Origin of the sequence: Mesomycoplasma ovipneumoniae, from assembly GCF_024758565.1 — a bacterium.
Classification (GTDB): Bacteria; Bacillota_I; Bacilli_A; order Mycoplasmatales; family Metamycoplasmataceae; genus Mesomycoplasma; species Mesomycoplasma ovipneumoniae_B.
Window position 1 is genome coordinate 302176 of the sequence record NZ_CP079199.1, and the last position, 17838, is coordinate 320013.

The following is a 17838-nucleotide window of genomic DNA, read 5'->3' on the forward strand; positions in this document are numbered from 1 at the left end:
TTCAAAATCCGCATCTATTTTCTCTAATTCCGATCTAGAAAAAATTAACAAAAGTGGTGCAATCAAAATTATAGAAAAAAACTAATTGTCTGAGATTTTTCTACCAATTTAGAATTAAAAAGATGTGCAAAAAAGTAGTTATACTCTAAAAAATAATTTTTAGGCAGATTATAATTACGTCTAATATTCAATATTTTGTGTTTTAAGGTAAATCTGTTTTAATAAAATTTATCATAAAGGTCTAAAATATGAAAAAAGAGCAAAAAAATTCTGCCCTTTTGAATGCTATATATAAAAAAGAAAAAATGAAGAAACAGCCGAAAATTTTAATGACTTACTTTTGTTATTTAAATTTTGTTTTATGTTTATAAAGTTTATGGTTTGCAAAATTGCTGTGAATAAAAATATATTTGTTTACATTTTTTTAACAAAAATTATATTTTTGTATTTTTTTGTTTTTGTTCTTTGTTATTTTATTTAGCATGGTATAATTATGAGTGAAAATTCAATTCAATTCAATTTAACATTATATAATTATGAGTAAAAAATTACTGAGGAGATCTTATGTCTTTTACAAAAAAAATAAAAAAAATTTTACTAAATTTAACAGCGTTAACAAGTTTAACGCTCGCAGTCACAACACCAGCAATTGTTGCTAGTCAAAAAATAAATGCGAAGGCCTTTTTATTGTTTCCAGGAATTGCGCTTTTAGCAAACGAAAATGCAGTAGTGCAACTTGCTGAAAGAAATGACAGAGATTATTATTTCGGAATAGGATTAGCGGGTTACCAGTATTTATCATATTATGGTGGTTGATTTTATCAAGACAAAATTTCATGAACTGGAAAAGCAAGATCAAAATTTAGAATAAAAAATAGATATTATTATGATAATCCAAAAAATTTAAAATTAGATGTGACATCCTGAATTTCGGGGATTGGAAACCCTTCTTTTCAGGTTGACGGCGAGATAAAATATGATGGTAAATTTTCAGCTAAAGCAGGTGCGAATGCAGGTGTTTCAATTGACTCAAATGGATATCTTGTTGAGTCAATCACTAGTCATAATCATAAATATGCGTCAATTGATTATGAGTTTAATGGTTGAAAATACAAAGTAACAAAATTCGGTAGCTGAGCGTCTGCAAGAGCTGAATATGATGAAGGAAAAGTTGTCAATATATTGTCTAATTCTTCTTTTTATAAGGTTTCTAAATTATCTGAAAGTATAGAAGAAAAGTAAATGATTCCTAAAATTTTTGGGAAAAAATGAGTTATTTTCTCAATTATTGGCGCAAGTTTGGGATCAATTGCTATAAGTGTTCCATTAATTTATTATGTTTTTAATAAGTCTATTGAAGTTGAAATAAATAGATTTGAGCCTAAAACATTAACTAGCAATTCAAAATCTGCATCTGTTTTCTCTAGTTTTGATCTAGAAAAAATAAATAGCTTTATTTTAGAAAATGAATTAAAAAAAGATGTGCAAAACAGTAGTTATGCTCTAAAAAATAATTTTCAGGGAGACTATAATTACGTATATGCAAACGAAATTTTAGCAATTTTAAAAATTTCAAATAACATTAATCAGAGCGATAAAGCAAAATCAACCTTAAAAGTCATTCCTAATTTGATAGGGATGATACGTTTTGATTTAATTGATATTTATCAATTAATTAACATTTATTTCGCTATTAATCCGTCTAACAATTTTTCTAAAATTATTAATTTTATTTCGAAATATTATGATAAAAATAAAAAACAGTTTATTGACATCAAGGATGACTTCCAACCATTAGCTTGAAATATTCTCTATTTTAAATTAAATGGGTATGATTTCCAAAAATATTTTGATATTAAAGATTGAATTAGGGATGAATTCAAGAAAATGAATTTTGAAAGCGAAGAAGTATTGATAAACGGGAGTGAAAATCCTGAATCATTACGTGATAAACGTTTTCTACTCATTAAAAAATATATATCAATTTTATCAATAGTGAATACTTTAGGTAAGAATCATTTCTCTGATATTATAAAAGAAAAGCAAAAATCAATAAATATTTTAATTGAAAAATGGGATAAATATTATAGACAAATCATTGAAAATCAGAATACAGAAGAAAATAAAAGAAATTTTGTCGCTTCACCTTTATCAATGGCTATTTTTTACTACATTAGCAAGAATTTTTATGAATATTCTCCAGAGTATTTCTCAAAAATAAATGAATACACTAAAAACTGATTGATAAATTTTGAAATAGACGGTGATCCTGGGGTTTATGGCGGCGTGCTTCTTCACTATTATTTTGGAAATAACAAAATAATAGAACCCGAATTACTTAAAAAAAGTGATGAAATTGTAGATTATATTATTGAAAATGGTTTGTTTGCTAAAGATGCTGACATCACAAATACTATTTTTGTAAAACAGATTTTAGACTTGAGTGAGAAAAAAGATGATCAAGTGGAAAAAATAAATCAAACAATAGAAACCTTATTTAAACAAACAACGGAAAAACCGGAAAATAATCCTGATTTTTTTGCAGACTTATATAATTATGTATTTTTTTCAATTAAGACTCATCCCGATTTTTTAAATAGTCAAAAAGATTTTTTAAATAGAATTATTGATTATAGTAAATTTGTAAAAAAACCAATTGATTTTTTTTATTTGTTTAAAACAATTGCACTATTAAATAGTTTTTATAATACAGACAAACCGGCAAAAATTAATGTTTCCAAGGACATTTTTGACAATATTATAAATGTGAAACTAGAAAAAAATGCTCCATTTTTTTTAAAATTTATTAACTTATTTATTAAGTTTATTTTTAAAAATGAATTAGTAGACAACAAGGAAATTGTTGAATTTATAAACCAAAATCTTGATGAAAAAAATATAAATAACGCTGAATTTTTAGAACATCTTTTTTGGTATATCGAATTTCAAAGCTCAATTAAATCAAAATTAGAACACCAAATAGACTCTACTAAATTAGAAAAATTTATTTCATTATTAAAAAAAGATATTTTAGATAAAATTGATAGAAAAATAGGTAAAACACACTTTTTGAATATTAAAACTATTTATCTGACTTATCAAATAGATTGGCTACTTAAAAATGATAAAAATTAAAAATTTGACTAAAAATTTTAATCGAAGAGCTATTTTTAAAAATTTTAGCCTTGATATCCCGTCTAATGAGTTGGTTTTTGTCGTTGGACCTTCTGGGATTGGGAAAACTACTCTTATTAACCTAATCGCTAATTTTAGTCAAAAAGATAAAGGTGAAATTCTTTTTTATAAAGATAACAAAATTGTTAAAAACCCTTTAATTGACGTTGTTTTTCAAGATTTTAACCTAATTGAATCTGCTACTGGTATGGAAAATATTAAAATTGGCGCAAATGCAATAAATTTTAATATTGATGAAAAGAATATTGAAGAAAATGCAAGTTTTGTTAATATTTCAAAAGAAAATTTAGCAAATAAAGTGAGTGATTTATCAGGTGGTCAAAAACAACGAATCGCAATTTTGCGATCATTAGCGCGTGAATCTGACTTTATTTTGTTAGATGAACCTACTGGAAATCTTGATGTGGAAAATGCTGAAATTCTTTTTGAAAAAATACAAATATTAAAGAAAAATAAGACTATTTTGATAGTTAGTCACAATTTAGATCTTGCTAAAAAATACGGCGACAGAATAATTTACCTAAAAAATGAGTCTATATTAGAAATTGATAAAATCGAAGAAATAAATAAAGTCGAAACCTTAAATAAAACTGATTATGATTTTAAATTTGAAAAAAAACCTTTAAAAATAAGTGACAAATTAAAATCAATTATTTTATTTTTGAAGCTAGATTTTAAAAATAAAATAATTATTACAGTATTACTAATTATCACATTTCTAATTAGCATTTTAAGTCTAAATTTATTTGCTACACTTGATACGCAAGCCAATGCTGTTGACTCGCAACGAATTCATCAATACAATTTGGATTCTTTTGAGGTTCAAAAAAAGAGAATAGCACCATTTTTTGACGGAGAAATCGAGAAATTCAATACTAAAAAAGACATCGTTAATAAAATTATTCCCATTTATTCAACTCAAAACTTTGCTTTTACTTACAATAATAACGGCAAAGAGTTAATTTCTGAGCAAAATGCTATTGAATTAATCGACCAAACTGATTTTTTTAAAAATAGGTTTAAATTTGACGACAAAAATCTTCAAGGTAATTTTATACAAAATGAAGGTGAGATAATTATTTCAAATTCAGTTGTAACAAAATTAAAAATTACTGATCCTATTGGCGAAAAAATTAAAATTAAAGCTATACGTAATTCGAATGTTGATGAAATTCCAACCATTTTTGAAGTTACTATTGTCGGAGTAAATTATTCAACTGATGCCTTTGGCGGAATACCTTCTTTTTTACATTATAATTTAGCAAAAAAAATTAATGAGGCTTTTTTTGTTAAAAACACAGTCGGCGATTCGCTTTTCAGCGACATAACAATTAGACCTTTGAATACAAGAAATTTTCAACTATTAGAAGTTGAAAAAAAACATTTTTTAAAAGATTTAAAGGTAGAAAATTTAAAAATTAGTGGCGGTGAGCTTCCTAAAAATAAAGATGAAATTGTTGTTTCAGTTAACACTATTGATGAAATAAATAATCTTATAGATGATTTTAACAATAGAGTTACTGAATTAAACAAAAACAATGATTTCAAAATTGACAAATACGAGAAACTAAAAATAGGGTCTAAAGTTGAATTATCAAACAAAAATGGACAAGATATTCCTTTTAAAATAGTTGGAACTTTTGATCTAAAGGAAAACCATCATTTGCAGGAACAAAGATCTGAAGCTGGTGCTCCCGAAGAACAAAGACGTGAATTTAAGCACCAAATCATAATGCACAATGATGGTGATGAATATAGAAACGAAATAAGGCCACGAGGTGCAAGAATATTTTTAAAATCTGAAAATATCAGTGAAAATTTAGACTCATTTAAAAAGGATTTTCCAAATTTTTTATATTCAAATGATCTTGAATCAATAAAAATTTTTGTTTTAACCTCCACCTTTTTAGTAAAAGCAGCTCTACTTGCTATTCAAGTAATACTTATAGTTTTATTGGTAGTTTTTTCAGTTCTTTATGCAAAAAATCTAACACAATCAAAATTAAAATCAATTGGAATTCTTAAATCACTAGGCGAAAAAACTAAAAAAATCTTTTTCCTACACATATTAAATATTTTTGCAATTTCTTTCTTAATTTTAATATCAGGGCTAATAATAAGTTTACCTAGTATGCCATATTTCTATAATTTGATAACAACCGCTGATTTTATAAGTCCAACTTATACACAAATTTTTATCAATTTCATTGTAATTTGATTCTCAATTAGCTTGCTTATTTTTCTTATCTATTTCTTCATATCATTAAGCTATTACAAAAAACCTGTTACTGAACTTCTTAAAAATAGTTTATAATTTTTTAGGTTATATTATGTCTAAATTAGTTACTAATTTACCTAATTTATAAAAAAAATAAGAAATTAATTTTTGTGATGCGAATAGTCGAAAGTGTTCGAGTATACAAAGAATACATACTAAGCTCTTAATGGTAAAAAACCCCAACACTTAATCTTCTAGATTCAGTGTTGGGGGGGTTATCTTTTTTTTTTTTTTTTTTATTATTATAAAAAACAAGATATTTTATGATATAATTATTGTTATAATTTTATTAAAATAAAGAATTAATTTAAATAAAAAAATTAATAAGGAGAACTAATGAAGTTAAAAACAAAAATAAAAAAACTCTCTATTTATTCAATGCTTTTTGCATCTTTATCACTGTCTATTCTAACCCCAACAATTGTAGCGATACAGAAAACAAATGCTAATGCTTATGTATTTGCCGCATTTACTGGCTTTGAGCTTCCAGTAAATAAAAATAAAAAGAATAATGTAATACAATACGCTGAAAAATCTAATGAAAAATTTTATTTTGGAATATCATTGGAAGGCAGACAAGATTTAGCATACTATGGCGGTTTATTTTATCAAGATAAAGTTTCATGAGATGGTATCGCCAAAACAAAATTTAGAAGAAAAAATAGATATAACGATAACCCAGAAGAAATACATTTAGCGGTAACATCTTGGATTTCGGGAATAGGAAGCCCTTCATTTCAAGTAGGCGCAGAGGTAAAATACGATGGTAATTTTTCCGTAGGTGGGAAAGCAAGCACTAATATTGCAATCGATTCAAATGGATATCTAGTTAGCGAAATTACCAAACATAATAGTAAATATGCTAAAATTATTTATGACTTTAATGGTTGAAAATATAAGGTTACAAGTTTTGACCAATATGCAACTGCTGCTGCCGAATATGATTATACCAAGGTTTTGTTAACGTCTAATTCTACTTATAATAGTGTTTCACAATTATCCGAGAGCTTGGACGAAGAAGAAGAATAATAGATGTCATCTAAAATTTTTACAAAAAAATGAGTTATTTTTTCAATTATTGGCGCAAGCATAGGTTCTATTGGTATAAGTGTTCCATTAATTTATTATTTTCTTAATCAAAATATTGAAGTTGGGGTAAATGCATTCAAACCTAAAACATTAATTAATAGCACAAACTCCTCTGCTATTTTTTCCAACTCTTACATAGAAAAAATAAATGAATTTATTTTAGAAAATGAGTTAAAAAGGGGTAAGCAACAAATAAGTTATGCGCTAAAAAACAATTTTCAGGATGAATATGATTTCGAAACTGCAAATAATATTTTTGCTTTTGCAAAAATGACAGGTGATAAATCTCAACTTGAAAAAATAAATTCAATTTTAAAAATAGCACCTAATTTGCCCAACCAAATTCAATTTAATCAGCTTTATTACATAACTAATATCTATTTAAATATAGATCCAAAAAAGAATTTGCTGAAACTTATTAGTTTAATTTCAAAATATTATAATAAAGAAAAGAAAAGATTCGAAGTCACAAACGATAGAGAATATTTGTTTCGGGATTTAAATTTCATTTTGTTATATTTTAAATTAAATGGATTTGATTTTCAAGAATTTTTTGATATAAAAGATTGAATCAAGGAAGAATTAATTAATCTTAATTTTGAAAATAATGAGGTTTTAATAAAAATTAATGATGATCACAAAAAGTTTAGAGAAAAACAACGCATACTTTTTCGAAAATATATACCTTTTTTATCGATAATTAATATTCTAGGTAAATTTAATTTTACCGATACATTAGTTCAGAAACAACAATCACTTAATACTTTAATAAAATCTTGAAAAGATTATTATGAAATGGCTTTTAAAAGCAATGATATTAAAATAAAACCTGATATGAATGATGAACCGGGAATAGTCTCCTTTTATTTTAATACAAAAAATTTTTATAATTACAATGATTCTGAATGAGAAAAAATAAAAATGTTTTCTAAAAATGTAATTATTAACTCAGCAGATGAATATGCTTTTTATATGGTTTCTATAATTAATTATTATTTTGGAAATAACCAAAAATTAGAACAAGATTTGATTGAAAAAAACAAGGAAATTATTGATTATAGTATTGAAAATATTCTATTTCCTGTAACGCCTGATATTACAAAAACAATTTTTTTAAGGCAAATTTTAGACCTAAGCACAGGAAACAATGATCAGAAACAAAAAATAAATCAAGCTATAGAAGACTTATTCAATAAAACAACAAAAAAACCAGAGAATAACCCTGATTTTTTTGAAGACTTATATAATTATGTATTTTTTTCAATTAAGACTCATCCCGATTTTTTTAAGAGTCAAAAAGACTTTTTAAATACAATAATTGATTATAATAAATTTGTAAAAAAACCAATTCATTTTTTTTACTTGTTTAAAACAATTGCGCTATTAAATAGTTTTTATAATACAGACAAGCCGACAAAAATTAATGTTTCCAAGCAAATTTTTGACAATATTATAAATGTGAAACTAGAAAAAAATGCTCCGTTTTTTTTAAAATTTATTAACTTATTTATTAAATTTATTTTTAAGAATGAATTAGATTGTAATAAAGAAATTGTCGAATTCATAAACCAAAATCTTGATGAAAAAAATATAAATAACGTTGAATTTTTAGAGCATCTTTTTTGGTATATTGAGTTTCAAAGCGCAATTAAATCAAAATTAGAGCACCAAATAGACTCTACTAAATTAGAAAAATTTATTTCATTGCTAAAAAAAGATATTTTAGATAAAATTGATAAAAAAATAGGTAAAACACGCTTTTTGAATATTAAAACTATTTATCTGACTTATCAAATAGATTGGCTACTTAAAAATGATAAAAATTAAAAATTTGACTAAAAATTTTAACCGAAGAGCTATTTTCAAAAATTTTAGCCTGGACATTCCATCTAATGAGTTGGTTTTTGTTGTTGGACCTTCTGGGATTGGGAAAACTACTCTTATTAACCTAATCGCTAATTTTAGTCAAAAAGATAAAGGTGAAATTCTTTTTTATAAAGATAACAAAATTGTTAAAAACCCTTTAATTGACGTTGTTTTTCAAGATTTTAACCTAATTGAATCTGCTACTGGTATGGAAAATATTAAAATTGGCGCAAATGCAATAAATTTTAATATTGATGAAAAGAATATTGAAGAAAATGCAAGTTTTGTTAATATTTCAAAAGAAAATTTAGCAAATAAAGTGAGTGATTTATCAGGTGGTCAAAAACAACGAATCGCAATTTTGCGATCATTAGCGCGTGAATCTGACTTTATTTTGTTAGATGAACCTACTGGAAATCTTGATGTGGAAAATGCTGAAATTCTTTTTGAAAAAATACAAATATTAAAGAAAAATAAGACTATTTTGATAGTTAGTCACAATTTAGATCTTGCTAAAAAATACGGCGACAGAATAATTTACCTAAAAAATGAGTCTATATTAGAAATTGATAAAATCGAAGAAATAAATAAAGTCGAAACCTTAAATAAAACTGATTATGATTTTAAATTTGAAAAAAAACCTTTAAAAATAAGTGACAAATTAAAATCAATTATTTTATTTTTGAAGCTAGATTTTAAAAATAAAATAATTATTACAGTATTACTAATTATCACATTTCTAATTAGCATTTTAAGTCTAAATTTATTTGCAACACTTGATACACAAGCAAATGCCGTTAACTCGCAACGAATTCATCAATACAATTTAGATTCTTTTGAGGTTCAAAAAAAGGGAATAGCGCCATTTTTTGACGGAGAAATCGAGAAATTCAATACTAAAAAAGGCATTGTTAATAAAATTATTCCTGTTTATTCAACTCACAACTTTGCTTTTACTTACAATAATAACGGCAAAGAATTAATTTCTGAGAAAAATGATATAGAATTAATCGACGAATCTGATTTTTTTAAAAATAGGTTTAAATTTGATGACAAAAACCTTCAAGGTAATTTTATACAAAATGAAGATGAGATAATTATTTCAAATTCAGTTGTCGAAAAATTAAAAATTACTGATCCTATTGGCAAAAAAATTAAAATTAAAGCTATACGTAATTCGAATGTTGATGAAATTCCAACAATTTTTGAGGCTACTATTGTCGGAGTAAACTATTCAACTGATGTATTCAACACAATACCCTCTTTTTTGCATTATAATTTAGCAAAAAAAATTGAAGAAGCTTTTTATGTTAAAAACACAGTCGGCGAGTCACTTTTCAGTGACATAATGATCGCTCCTTTGAATGCAAAAGGATTTGAAGAATTGGAAGTTGAAAAAAATCATTTTTTAAAAGATTTAAAGCTAGAAAATTTAAAAATTAGTAATGGTGAGCTTCCTAAGAATAAAGATGAAATTGTTGTTTCAGTTAACACTATTGATGAAATAAATAATATTATAGATGATTTAAACAATGGGAGTACTGACAAATACGAGAAGCTAAAAATAGGGTCTAAAGTTCAATTATCAAACAAAAGGGGGCAAGATATTCCTTTTAAAATAGTCGGAACTTTCGATCTAAAGGAAAACCATCATTTGCAGGAACAAAAATCTGAAGTTGACGCACCCGAAGAACAAAGACGTAAACTTAGCCGGCAAATCATAATGCACAATGATGGTGATGAATATAGAAATGAAATAAGACCACGAGGTGCAAAAATATTCTTAAAATCTGAAAATATTAGTGAAAATTTAGACTCATTTAAAAAGGATTTTCCAAATTTTTCATATTCAAATGATCTTGACTCAATAAAAACTTTGCTTTTAAGGTCAACTTTTTTTGTGCAAGCAACTTTACTTGTTATTCAAGTAATTCTTATAGTTTTATTAGTAGTTTTTTCAGTTCTTTATGCAAAAAATCTAACACAATCAAAATTAAAATCAATTGGAATTCTTAAATCACTAGGCGAAAAAACTAAAAAAATCTTTTTCTTACACATATTAAATATTTTTGCAATTTCTTTCTTAATTTTAATATCAGGGCTAATAATAAGTTTACCTAGCATGCCATATTTTTATAGTTTGATAACAACCGCTGATTTTATAAGTCCAACTTATACACAAATTTTTATCAATTTCATTGCAATTTGATTCTCAATTAGTTTGCTTATTTTTCTTATCTATTTCTTCATATCATTAAGATATTACAAAAAACCTGTTACTGAACTTCTTAAAAATAGTTTATAATTTTTTAGGTCATTTCATATCTAAATTAGTATACTAATTTAGATATGATTTAGAAAAAATCAACGCAGGTGGTTATTAAAATGAAATCAATTTTACTATTTTATAAGCTATTATTTTTTAAGCCCCTTTATATTGTTTCAAACGTTTTTTTATCGTTGATTTTTGTAATAATCACACCTCTTCAATTAGCATTTCCTGACCATTTACTTATTTTAAGAATATTTATTTTTGGTTCGATTTTTTTGCTTGTTTCCCTTAACCTTTCAAGATACATTTGATTTATTTCCAAATACAAAAAAGAGGCTTTGAATTTATCAAATGAAAAACTTAAAGAAAAGTATCCTCAACTCTTAAGAATTGAAAAAAATTTACCTCTATATGCAACTCCCGTTTTAGCTCATGAATTTTGACTAAGAACTAGATTACCTTTAATTGCTTCTGAATTTAATGAACAAGATACTGACTATGAAGAAAAACAAAAATTTTTACACAAGATGCATTTAAGATTATACATTGTTGAATCAATTTTAGTTGTTATTTTAATTGCATGCTTTACCTTATCTTACTATTTTATATTTGCATGAACATTTTCAGTTACTCCAATAACTAATAATTTTTCTGTTAATTATAGTCTTATATATTCAATAGTAACTAGTGTTATACTTTATATTCTTGGTATGTTTGCCACAGCGTGAATAAATATATCAAAAACCAAAATGATACAAATTTCTAAAAATCTTTTGACTCTTTCTGCTGAGGAATGCAAAAAAGCCTATAAAAGTACTTTTTTTAGATTTTATCTTCCTAAAAAAATTTAAGATTGGATAAATTTTTTAAGAAAATCAAAGTTAAATCACAAAATTATGAACACTCCTTGATTTTATAAGTCCAACTTATACACAAATTTTTATCAATTTCATTTAGATTTGATTCTCAACTAGCTTACTTATTTATCTTATCTATTTTTTTATATCATTAAAATATTCCAAAAAAGCTGTTAGCCAACTTCTTAAAAATAGTTTATAATTTTTTAGGCTCTATTATATCTAAATTAGTATATAATTTAGATTTGATTTAGAAAAAATCATTGTAGGTGTTTATCAAAATGAAATCAATTTTACTACTTATTAGACTAGTATTTCTTAAACCCATTTATGTTGTTCCGAGCGTTTTTTTATTAATTATTATTCTATTAGGTACACCTTTTCAATACTTTTTTCCCGAACATATACTTATTTTAAGAATATTTATTTTTAGTTCAATTTTTTTGCTTGTTTTTCTTACCTTTTCAAGATACATTTGATATATTCCCAAATACAAAAAAGAGGCTTTGAATTTATCAAATGAAGAACTTGAAAAAAAGTTTCCTAAACTTTTAAAAATTGAAAAAAATGCAGCTCGATTTGCAAAGAGAGTTTCAGATTATAATAATTGGTTAAAACTTCAATTACCTTTAATTGCTTCTAAATTTAATGAACAAGATCCTGACTATAAAGAAAAACAAAAATTTATACACAAGATTATTTTAAAATTGCACATTGTTGAATTATTTTTAGTCCCTTTTTTAATTGCATGCTATACTTTATTTTACTATTTTATAATTACAACAGCGGTTTCAACAAAAGATAATAATTTATCTGTTATTCCTAATTTTACATATGCGTTCATAACTGGTATTATATTTCTTGTTGTTGGTTTTGCTGCCTGAATATGATTAAATCAATCAACAATCAAATTAATACAAGTTATTAGAAATCTTTTGACTGTTTCTGTTGAAGAATCTAAAAAAGACTTTAAAAGTATTTTTATCAGATTTTATCTTCCTAAAGAAAATTAAGATTGTATAAATTTTTAGAAAATCAAAGCACAAATAAATTTATACTTTCAAAAAATAACCACCACAAACTAACCAATGATTTTTCATGTTATTTTGTAGCGAAAATTAATTTTGAATTTCAAAAATGTGGTATTGCTTATCAAAAAATAAGTTGATTTATTGACTAGTATAACAATTCAAAACTTGAAAGAAAATCCCGCCAAAGTGGCGGGATTTTTGTTATTGTACTAAAACAGACCTTATTTTTGTAGTTATTTTCTTATTAGAATAAAGGTACAAGTTAATCGCACATAAATAATTTAAACTAAAATTTAGAATTTTAGGGAGAGTTCGTAATTTTCTGTTTTAAATTTTTATGGATTTTTTCAAATAGAAATCTAATTTAATTTCACATTATTTAGCCGATTAGGGAAAATAATTTCTAATTTTTTTAGGTTATATGATGCCTAAATTAGTATATAATTTAGATTTAATTTAGAAAAAATTATCGCAAGTGGTTATTAAAATGAAATCAATTTTAGTATTTTATAAACTATTATTTTTTAAACCCCTTTATGTTGTTTCAAACGCTTTTTTATTCCTTATTTTTGTATCAAGCACACTTTTTCAATTATTTTTTCCTGAACATATAGTTATTTTAAGAATATTTATTTTTGGTTCGATTTTTTTGCTTGTTTTTCTCAACTTTTCAAGATACATTTGATTTATTACCAAATACAAAAAAGAGGCTTTAAATTTATCAAATGAAAAACTTAAAGAAAAGTATCCTCAACTTTTAAGAATTGAAAAAATGTGCCTCAAGTTAAAAGAAGTATTTTCACTTATGGTATTTGGTTAAGAGGTCAAATGCCTTTAACTGCTTCAAAATTTAATGAACAAGATCTCGATTATGAAGAAAAACAAAAATTTTTATACAAGATTTATTTAAGATATTATATTGTTGAATCATTTTTAGTCGCTATTTTAATTGCATGCCTTACTTTATTTTACTATTTTATGTTTACAACAATATATTCAGTTGCTGCAACAAGAGATAATAATTTATCTGTTATTCCTGATATTGCATATTCGATGATAACTGGTTTTATATTTTTTGTTATTGCTCTTACTGCCGCAGCATGAATAAATCAATCGCAATTCCAATTATTGCAAATTTCTAATAATCTTTTGACTGTTTCTGTTGAAGAATCTAAAAAAACCTATAAAAGTACTTTTTTCAAATTATATATTCCTAAAGAAATTTAGGATTGGATAAATTTTTTAGGAAATCAAAGCACAAATAAATTAATACTTTCAAAAAATAACCACCACAAACTAACCAATAATTTTTATCTGTTTTGTAACGAGAATTAATTTTGAATTTCAAAATTTCAAAAATGTGACTATTACTTATCAAAAAATAAGTTGATTTATTGATTTGTTTAACATTTCAAAATTTGAAAGAAACTCCCACCAAAGTGGCGGGAGTTTTGTTATTTTATTAAAACAAGCCTTATTTTGAGCGTTAATTTCTTATTAGACTAAGGGTGCAAGTTAATTGAGCATAAATAATTTACACTAAAATTTAGAATTTTATTACCTTATGAAAAAAACTATTAAATTACATAAATAATATTAATTAGTTACAAAAGCAAGAAAAATTTTTAACCATCAATCAGATTGTTTTTGGCAAAAGCGCTAGTCAACCAAAAAACCAATTAATTTTAGTAAAACTTAAGTTCTAGGCTTGATTTATTCAGTTAAGGATTTTTTCTTTAGTTAAATTTTGACTATTTAAAATTTCTTCAACTTTCTCAATTTCAATAAATGCAAGCCCTATTTTTTCTATATAATTAATCTGATCAACATTTTTTACAGCTAACCCAATAATAAATCTAATTGGTTGATCATCTCAGTATAGTGTGTTTTTTAAGTGAATAATTTCAATACAATTTTTAAAAATTAAATCGTTGCTTTCATAATTTCCATGGGCTAGGGCAAGATAGTTACCAAGAGCAACTGATGATTCTAAATCACGTTTCTCCATTGATTGTAAATATTCATATTTACAACAATTTTTTGCTTGGAAAATTTCAATTAATTTTGTAAATGCTTCCTTTTTTGACTCAATAGTTTGATTTAATTGGATATTTTCTATTTTTAAATCCATTTCTTCTCCCCTTTTATATTATCATAAAATTTAAGCACTGTTTTGATTTCAAAATCTTCTAAATTTGTTTGCATTTTTAAAAATTTTTCGGGATTTTTTACAAGCTTTTCCTGCATTTTCATTGCTTGGATATCCTGTTTTGAGTCATAATTTAAAATATTTGCAAAAGTTCTATAAATTATCTCTAATTCTTTTGGTTCTAATTTTGCATTCTTGGCATATTTCAATAACAAATTAAATCTTTCATTTTTGCCTATTTTAGTGATCGGATTCCGAGCAACGCGTATAATCGAGTCTTGTAAAATTGGATTTTCAAATCTTTTAATTGTTTTTTCAAAATATAACTCAAGTTCGCTCTGATTAATTAAGGTATTTTGGAATCAAAGAACTTTAATTAAAACAATTTTTAGTTGACTAATGTATTTTTGAATTACTGGTGAATTTAAAGCTTCATGAATATAATTATATTTTAAAATATATGCCAAATATGCAATTCCCGAGTGCAAAGTGTTGACAAAAAATAATTTTCGTAAAATAAAATAGTCTAAATTTTCTAGATATTTTACTCCCTTTAGTTTAATTTTTTGTTTTTCTTCTTTAATAATAATTTCTGAGTAGGTTTCGGTATAAACATTTAAATCTGTCGAACTCGGGGCGATTTGATCAATTGTTGTATCAACAAATTGCCAAAATTTACAGTTTTCAAGACCTTTTTTAAAGTTACTACTAACTCGAAATCCGTTTTCAAAACAGATAATTTGTTTACTTTTTTGCTCAATTTTTGCTAATTTTGCAAAAATTGACCTCAAATGAATTAAATTTTCGGATCCAACAGAAGTCGAAATCAGATCGGCGTTTTTTAAATGCATTAATAATTTTTCTTCATCACTTAGATTAATAGCAAAATAATTTCTCACTTTATATTTTTGACCATTTTCAAAGTTAATAACATAATAAAATCCTTTTTGATTTAGCTCATTAATTAATTTATCATTAACATCAACAAAAATAATTTCAAATTGATTTTCTTGATATAATTTTGCAATTAATCCGCGACCGATATTTCCGGCTCCAAAATGAACAACTTTCATTAGAAATTTTCCTTATTTTCTTGGTTATTTTTAAGTTGTGTAGCTATATTTTCATAGGATTTTCTATCTAAAAATTGACTTAAGGAAATAATTTTAGCTTTGGAATTTTTGGATTTAACACGATCTTCTAAACTTTGAATTGTGATAATAAGCTCTTCTTCGCCAGTCAAATCGGCAATCGCTAAATTAGAAACTTCAATGTCAGCAACATTATTATCTTTTAAAACTTTCCTTAAAATTGAAGCAGCCATTACAGAAGAACCCATGCCCGCATCGCAAGCAAAAACAATCTTTTTTGGATTTAATTGTTGAGCGCTCTTTGTTTTTAATTTTTCACTTTCAATCAATTTTTTTGTATGATTAATGTCTAAATTTTCAGTTTTTTGCTTGTTTTTATTTAGTAGTTTTGTTAAAAAATTGATAGCTCAGGCACTTATCAAAGTCACTATAGCGGATCCGAAAATCGCAATTGTAATACCAACTAATGAATTTGTCGATTTTTCTACTTGGATGTACTGAGCAATAATCGAACCTGGTGAGACAGGAGCAACTGCGCCAACATTAAAAATTTGCAAAATTGAATTTCCAAAAATACCTCCAGCAATTAGTGATAAAATTAAGACTGGTCTTAAAATAGCAAAAGGAAAATAAACCTCGTGAATTCCACCTAAAAAATGGATTGGAATTGAGGAAGCTGTTTGTCCTTTAATTTGTTTTTCTTTTGAAAAAATTAGATAGAATAATAAAAGCCCTAATCCTGGTCCAGGATTTGATTCTAATAAAAATAAAATTGACTTGCCAGTTTCAGTTACTTGAATTGTTCCTAAAGTTGTAAAAACACCATGATTTATTGCATTATTTAGAAAAAGTATTTTTGCAGGTTCAACAATTAAGGCAATTAAAGGATATAACTTTCACTCTCCCATTTTTTGGGTCAAAAACCCGAGTGATTTAATAAAGTAGCCAATAAAATAAATTGATAAATAATAAACGGGGAATAAAAGCACAAATCCGAGAATTCCAAGATAAAAATTATTTGCCAGCATTTGATAGCCACTTGGAATTTTATTAATTCAAAATTTTTCTGTGTGTTTCAAAATAAGCGCTGAAATTGGACCAAATAGCATAACTGCAACTAGCATTGGTGCTGTACCGCCAGTAATATTTATAAAAATTTCTGACTGACCAGCAGCAACCGCACCAATTGCTACAACTCCAGCAATCGCACCACCTCGAATTTTGTAAATTTTATAACCACCAAGAAAGCAAATTAAAATTGGAATTATATAAGTAATTCCAACACCTACCATGGCTGCAAGATCTTTATTCGGTGTTCAACCTGTGGGAATAAAAAAAGATGTAAGTAGACCTCAGGCAATAAAAATACCGATAATTGGCATTATCATTTGTCCTAAAAGTCCGCCAAAGGACTGAATTTTAGTTTTAATAGTTTTGATTAAATTTGCCATAAAACCTCCTTAATATCGATACAATTTTGTGGAGTATATGTGAATTTGATTAATAATTTGATTGACCGCCAAGGCAGAATCATATTTTCATTGATGAAGGAATTCTAGATTTTAACAGTTAAATTTTGTAAAATTAAAGTTAAAGAATTTAAGGATTTTTGCCACCGTTTGGTCGTGCTCATCCTTATTAGTAGCCCAAAAAAATGCTCGTGTGATAACAAAATTGTTTATAAAATAGAATTATTGGTTTAAATCATGCTCACATTAACAAGAATTTCATCACTATTTTTACAATTTAAAACGTGATTTTATTGTAAAAATAGTGATGTTGCTTAAAATATCGAGCATACAATGCTTTGGATAAAGGTTAAAATCTATCAATATTTTCAAATTATTAAATTGATTTATACAATAATCTTTGTTTAGTTTTTTAATGTTAATGGTATTTTGAAAATTAAATTTCATTAGCCATTGTGTTTATCTGAAATGCAAATTGTTAATTTGCTAAAAATTAGTTGGTATTTTCTATACCAATGCTAATTTTAAAATTACTATGTTA

At 25.3% G+C, this 17838-nt stretch carries 12 protein-coding genes; 9 read left to right on the forward strand and 3 right to left on the reverse strand.

Translation table 4 applies throughout. From position 1 onward, the window contains the following. The first annotated feature begins 564 nt into the window (after nt 1-564). From KW512_RS01105 to KW512_RS01145, 9 genes are all read left to right on the forward strand, one after another. A complete protein-coding gene (locus KW512_RS01105) occupies nt 565-1242 on the forward strand; it encodes a hypothetical protein (protein ID WP_258841659.1) in 678 nt (225 codons plus the stop codon). Then, the gene (locus KW512_RS01110; RefSeq protein WP_258841660.1) at nt 1243-3135 is read left to right on the forward strand and encodes a hypothetical protein; all 1893 of its coding nucleotides are present in this window, start codon (nt 1243-1245) and stop codon (nt 3133-3135) included. After that, nucleotides 3122-5509 (forward strand): ATP-binding cassette domain-containing protein, encoded by a 2388-nt coding sequence (locus KW512_RS01115; RefSeq protein WP_258841661.1) that lies wholly within the window; start codon nt 3122-3124, stop codon nt 5507-5509. The genes KW512_RS01110 and KW512_RS01115 overlap by 14 nt, the downstream gene beginning before the upstream one ends. A 300-nt stretch (nt 5510-5809) precedes the next feature. Continuing rightward, the gene (locus KW512_RS01120; protein WP_258841662.1) at nt 5810-6502 is read left to right on the forward strand and encodes a hypothetical protein; all 693 of its coding nucleotides are present in this window, start codon (nt 5810-5812) and stop codon (nt 6500-6502) included. Nucleotides 6503-6505: 3 nt separating this feature from the next. Continuing rightward, nucleotides 6506-8389 (forward strand): hypothetical protein, encoded by a 1884-nt coding sequence (locus KW512_RS01125; protein WP_258841663.1) that lies wholly within the window; start codon nt 6506-6508, stop codon nt 8387-8389. Then, the gene (locus KW512_RS01130; protein WP_258841664.1) at nt 8376-10733 is read left to right on the forward strand and encodes an ATP-binding cassette domain-containing protein; all 2358 of its coding nucleotides are present in this window, start codon (nt 8376-8378) and stop codon (nt 10731-10733) included. The genes KW512_RS01125 and KW512_RS01130 overlap by 14 nt, the downstream gene beginning before the upstream one ends. Before the next feature lie 80 nt (nt 10734-10813). Next, nucleotides 10814-11551, forward strand: coding sequence for a hypothetical protein (locus KW512_RS01135; protein WP_258841665.1), 738 nt, complete (start codon nt 10814-10816; stop codon nt 11549-11551). Nucleotides 11552-11838: 287 nt separating this feature from the next. Further along, the gene (locus KW512_RS01140) at nt 11839-12570 is read left to right on the forward strand and encodes a hypothetical protein (protein WP_258841666.1); all 732 of its coding nucleotides are present in this window, start codon (nt 11839-11841) and stop codon (nt 12568-12570) included. 846 nt (nt 12571-13416) lie between these two features. Next, nucleotides 13417-13815, forward strand: a complete 399-nt coding sequence (locus KW512_RS01145) for a hypothetical protein (RefSeq protein ID WP_258841667.1) — start codon at nt 13417-13419, stop codon at nt 13813-13815. 475 nt (nt 13816-14290) lie between these two features. Here the strand turns inward: KW512_RS01145 and KW512_RS01150 are convergent, their stop codons facing one another. From KW512_RS01150 to KW512_RS01160, 3 genes are read right to left on the reverse strand one after another with little or no spacing between them, the layout of a single operon-like run. Then, a complete protein-coding gene (locus tag KW512_RS01150) occupies nt 14291-14719 on the reverse strand; it encodes a PTS sugar transporter subunit IIA (protein WP_258841668.1) in 429 nt (142 codons plus the stop codon). Beyond that, nucleotides 14710-15810, reverse strand: a complete 1101-nt coding sequence (locus KW512_RS01155; RefSeq protein WP_258841669.1) for a mannitol-1-phosphate 5-dehydrogenase — start codon at nt 15808-15810, stop codon at nt 14710-14712. Before KW512_RS01155 ends, KW512_RS01150 begins: the two co-directional genes overlap by 10 nt. Further along, a complete protein-coding gene (locus KW512_RS01160; protein WP_258841670.1) occupies nt 15810-17279 on the reverse strand; it encodes a PTS mannitol transporter subunit IICB in 1470 nt (489 codons plus the stop codon). The genes KW512_RS01155 and KW512_RS01160 overlap by 1 nt, the downstream gene beginning before the upstream one ends. Nucleotides 17280-17838 lie beyond the last annotated feature (559 nt).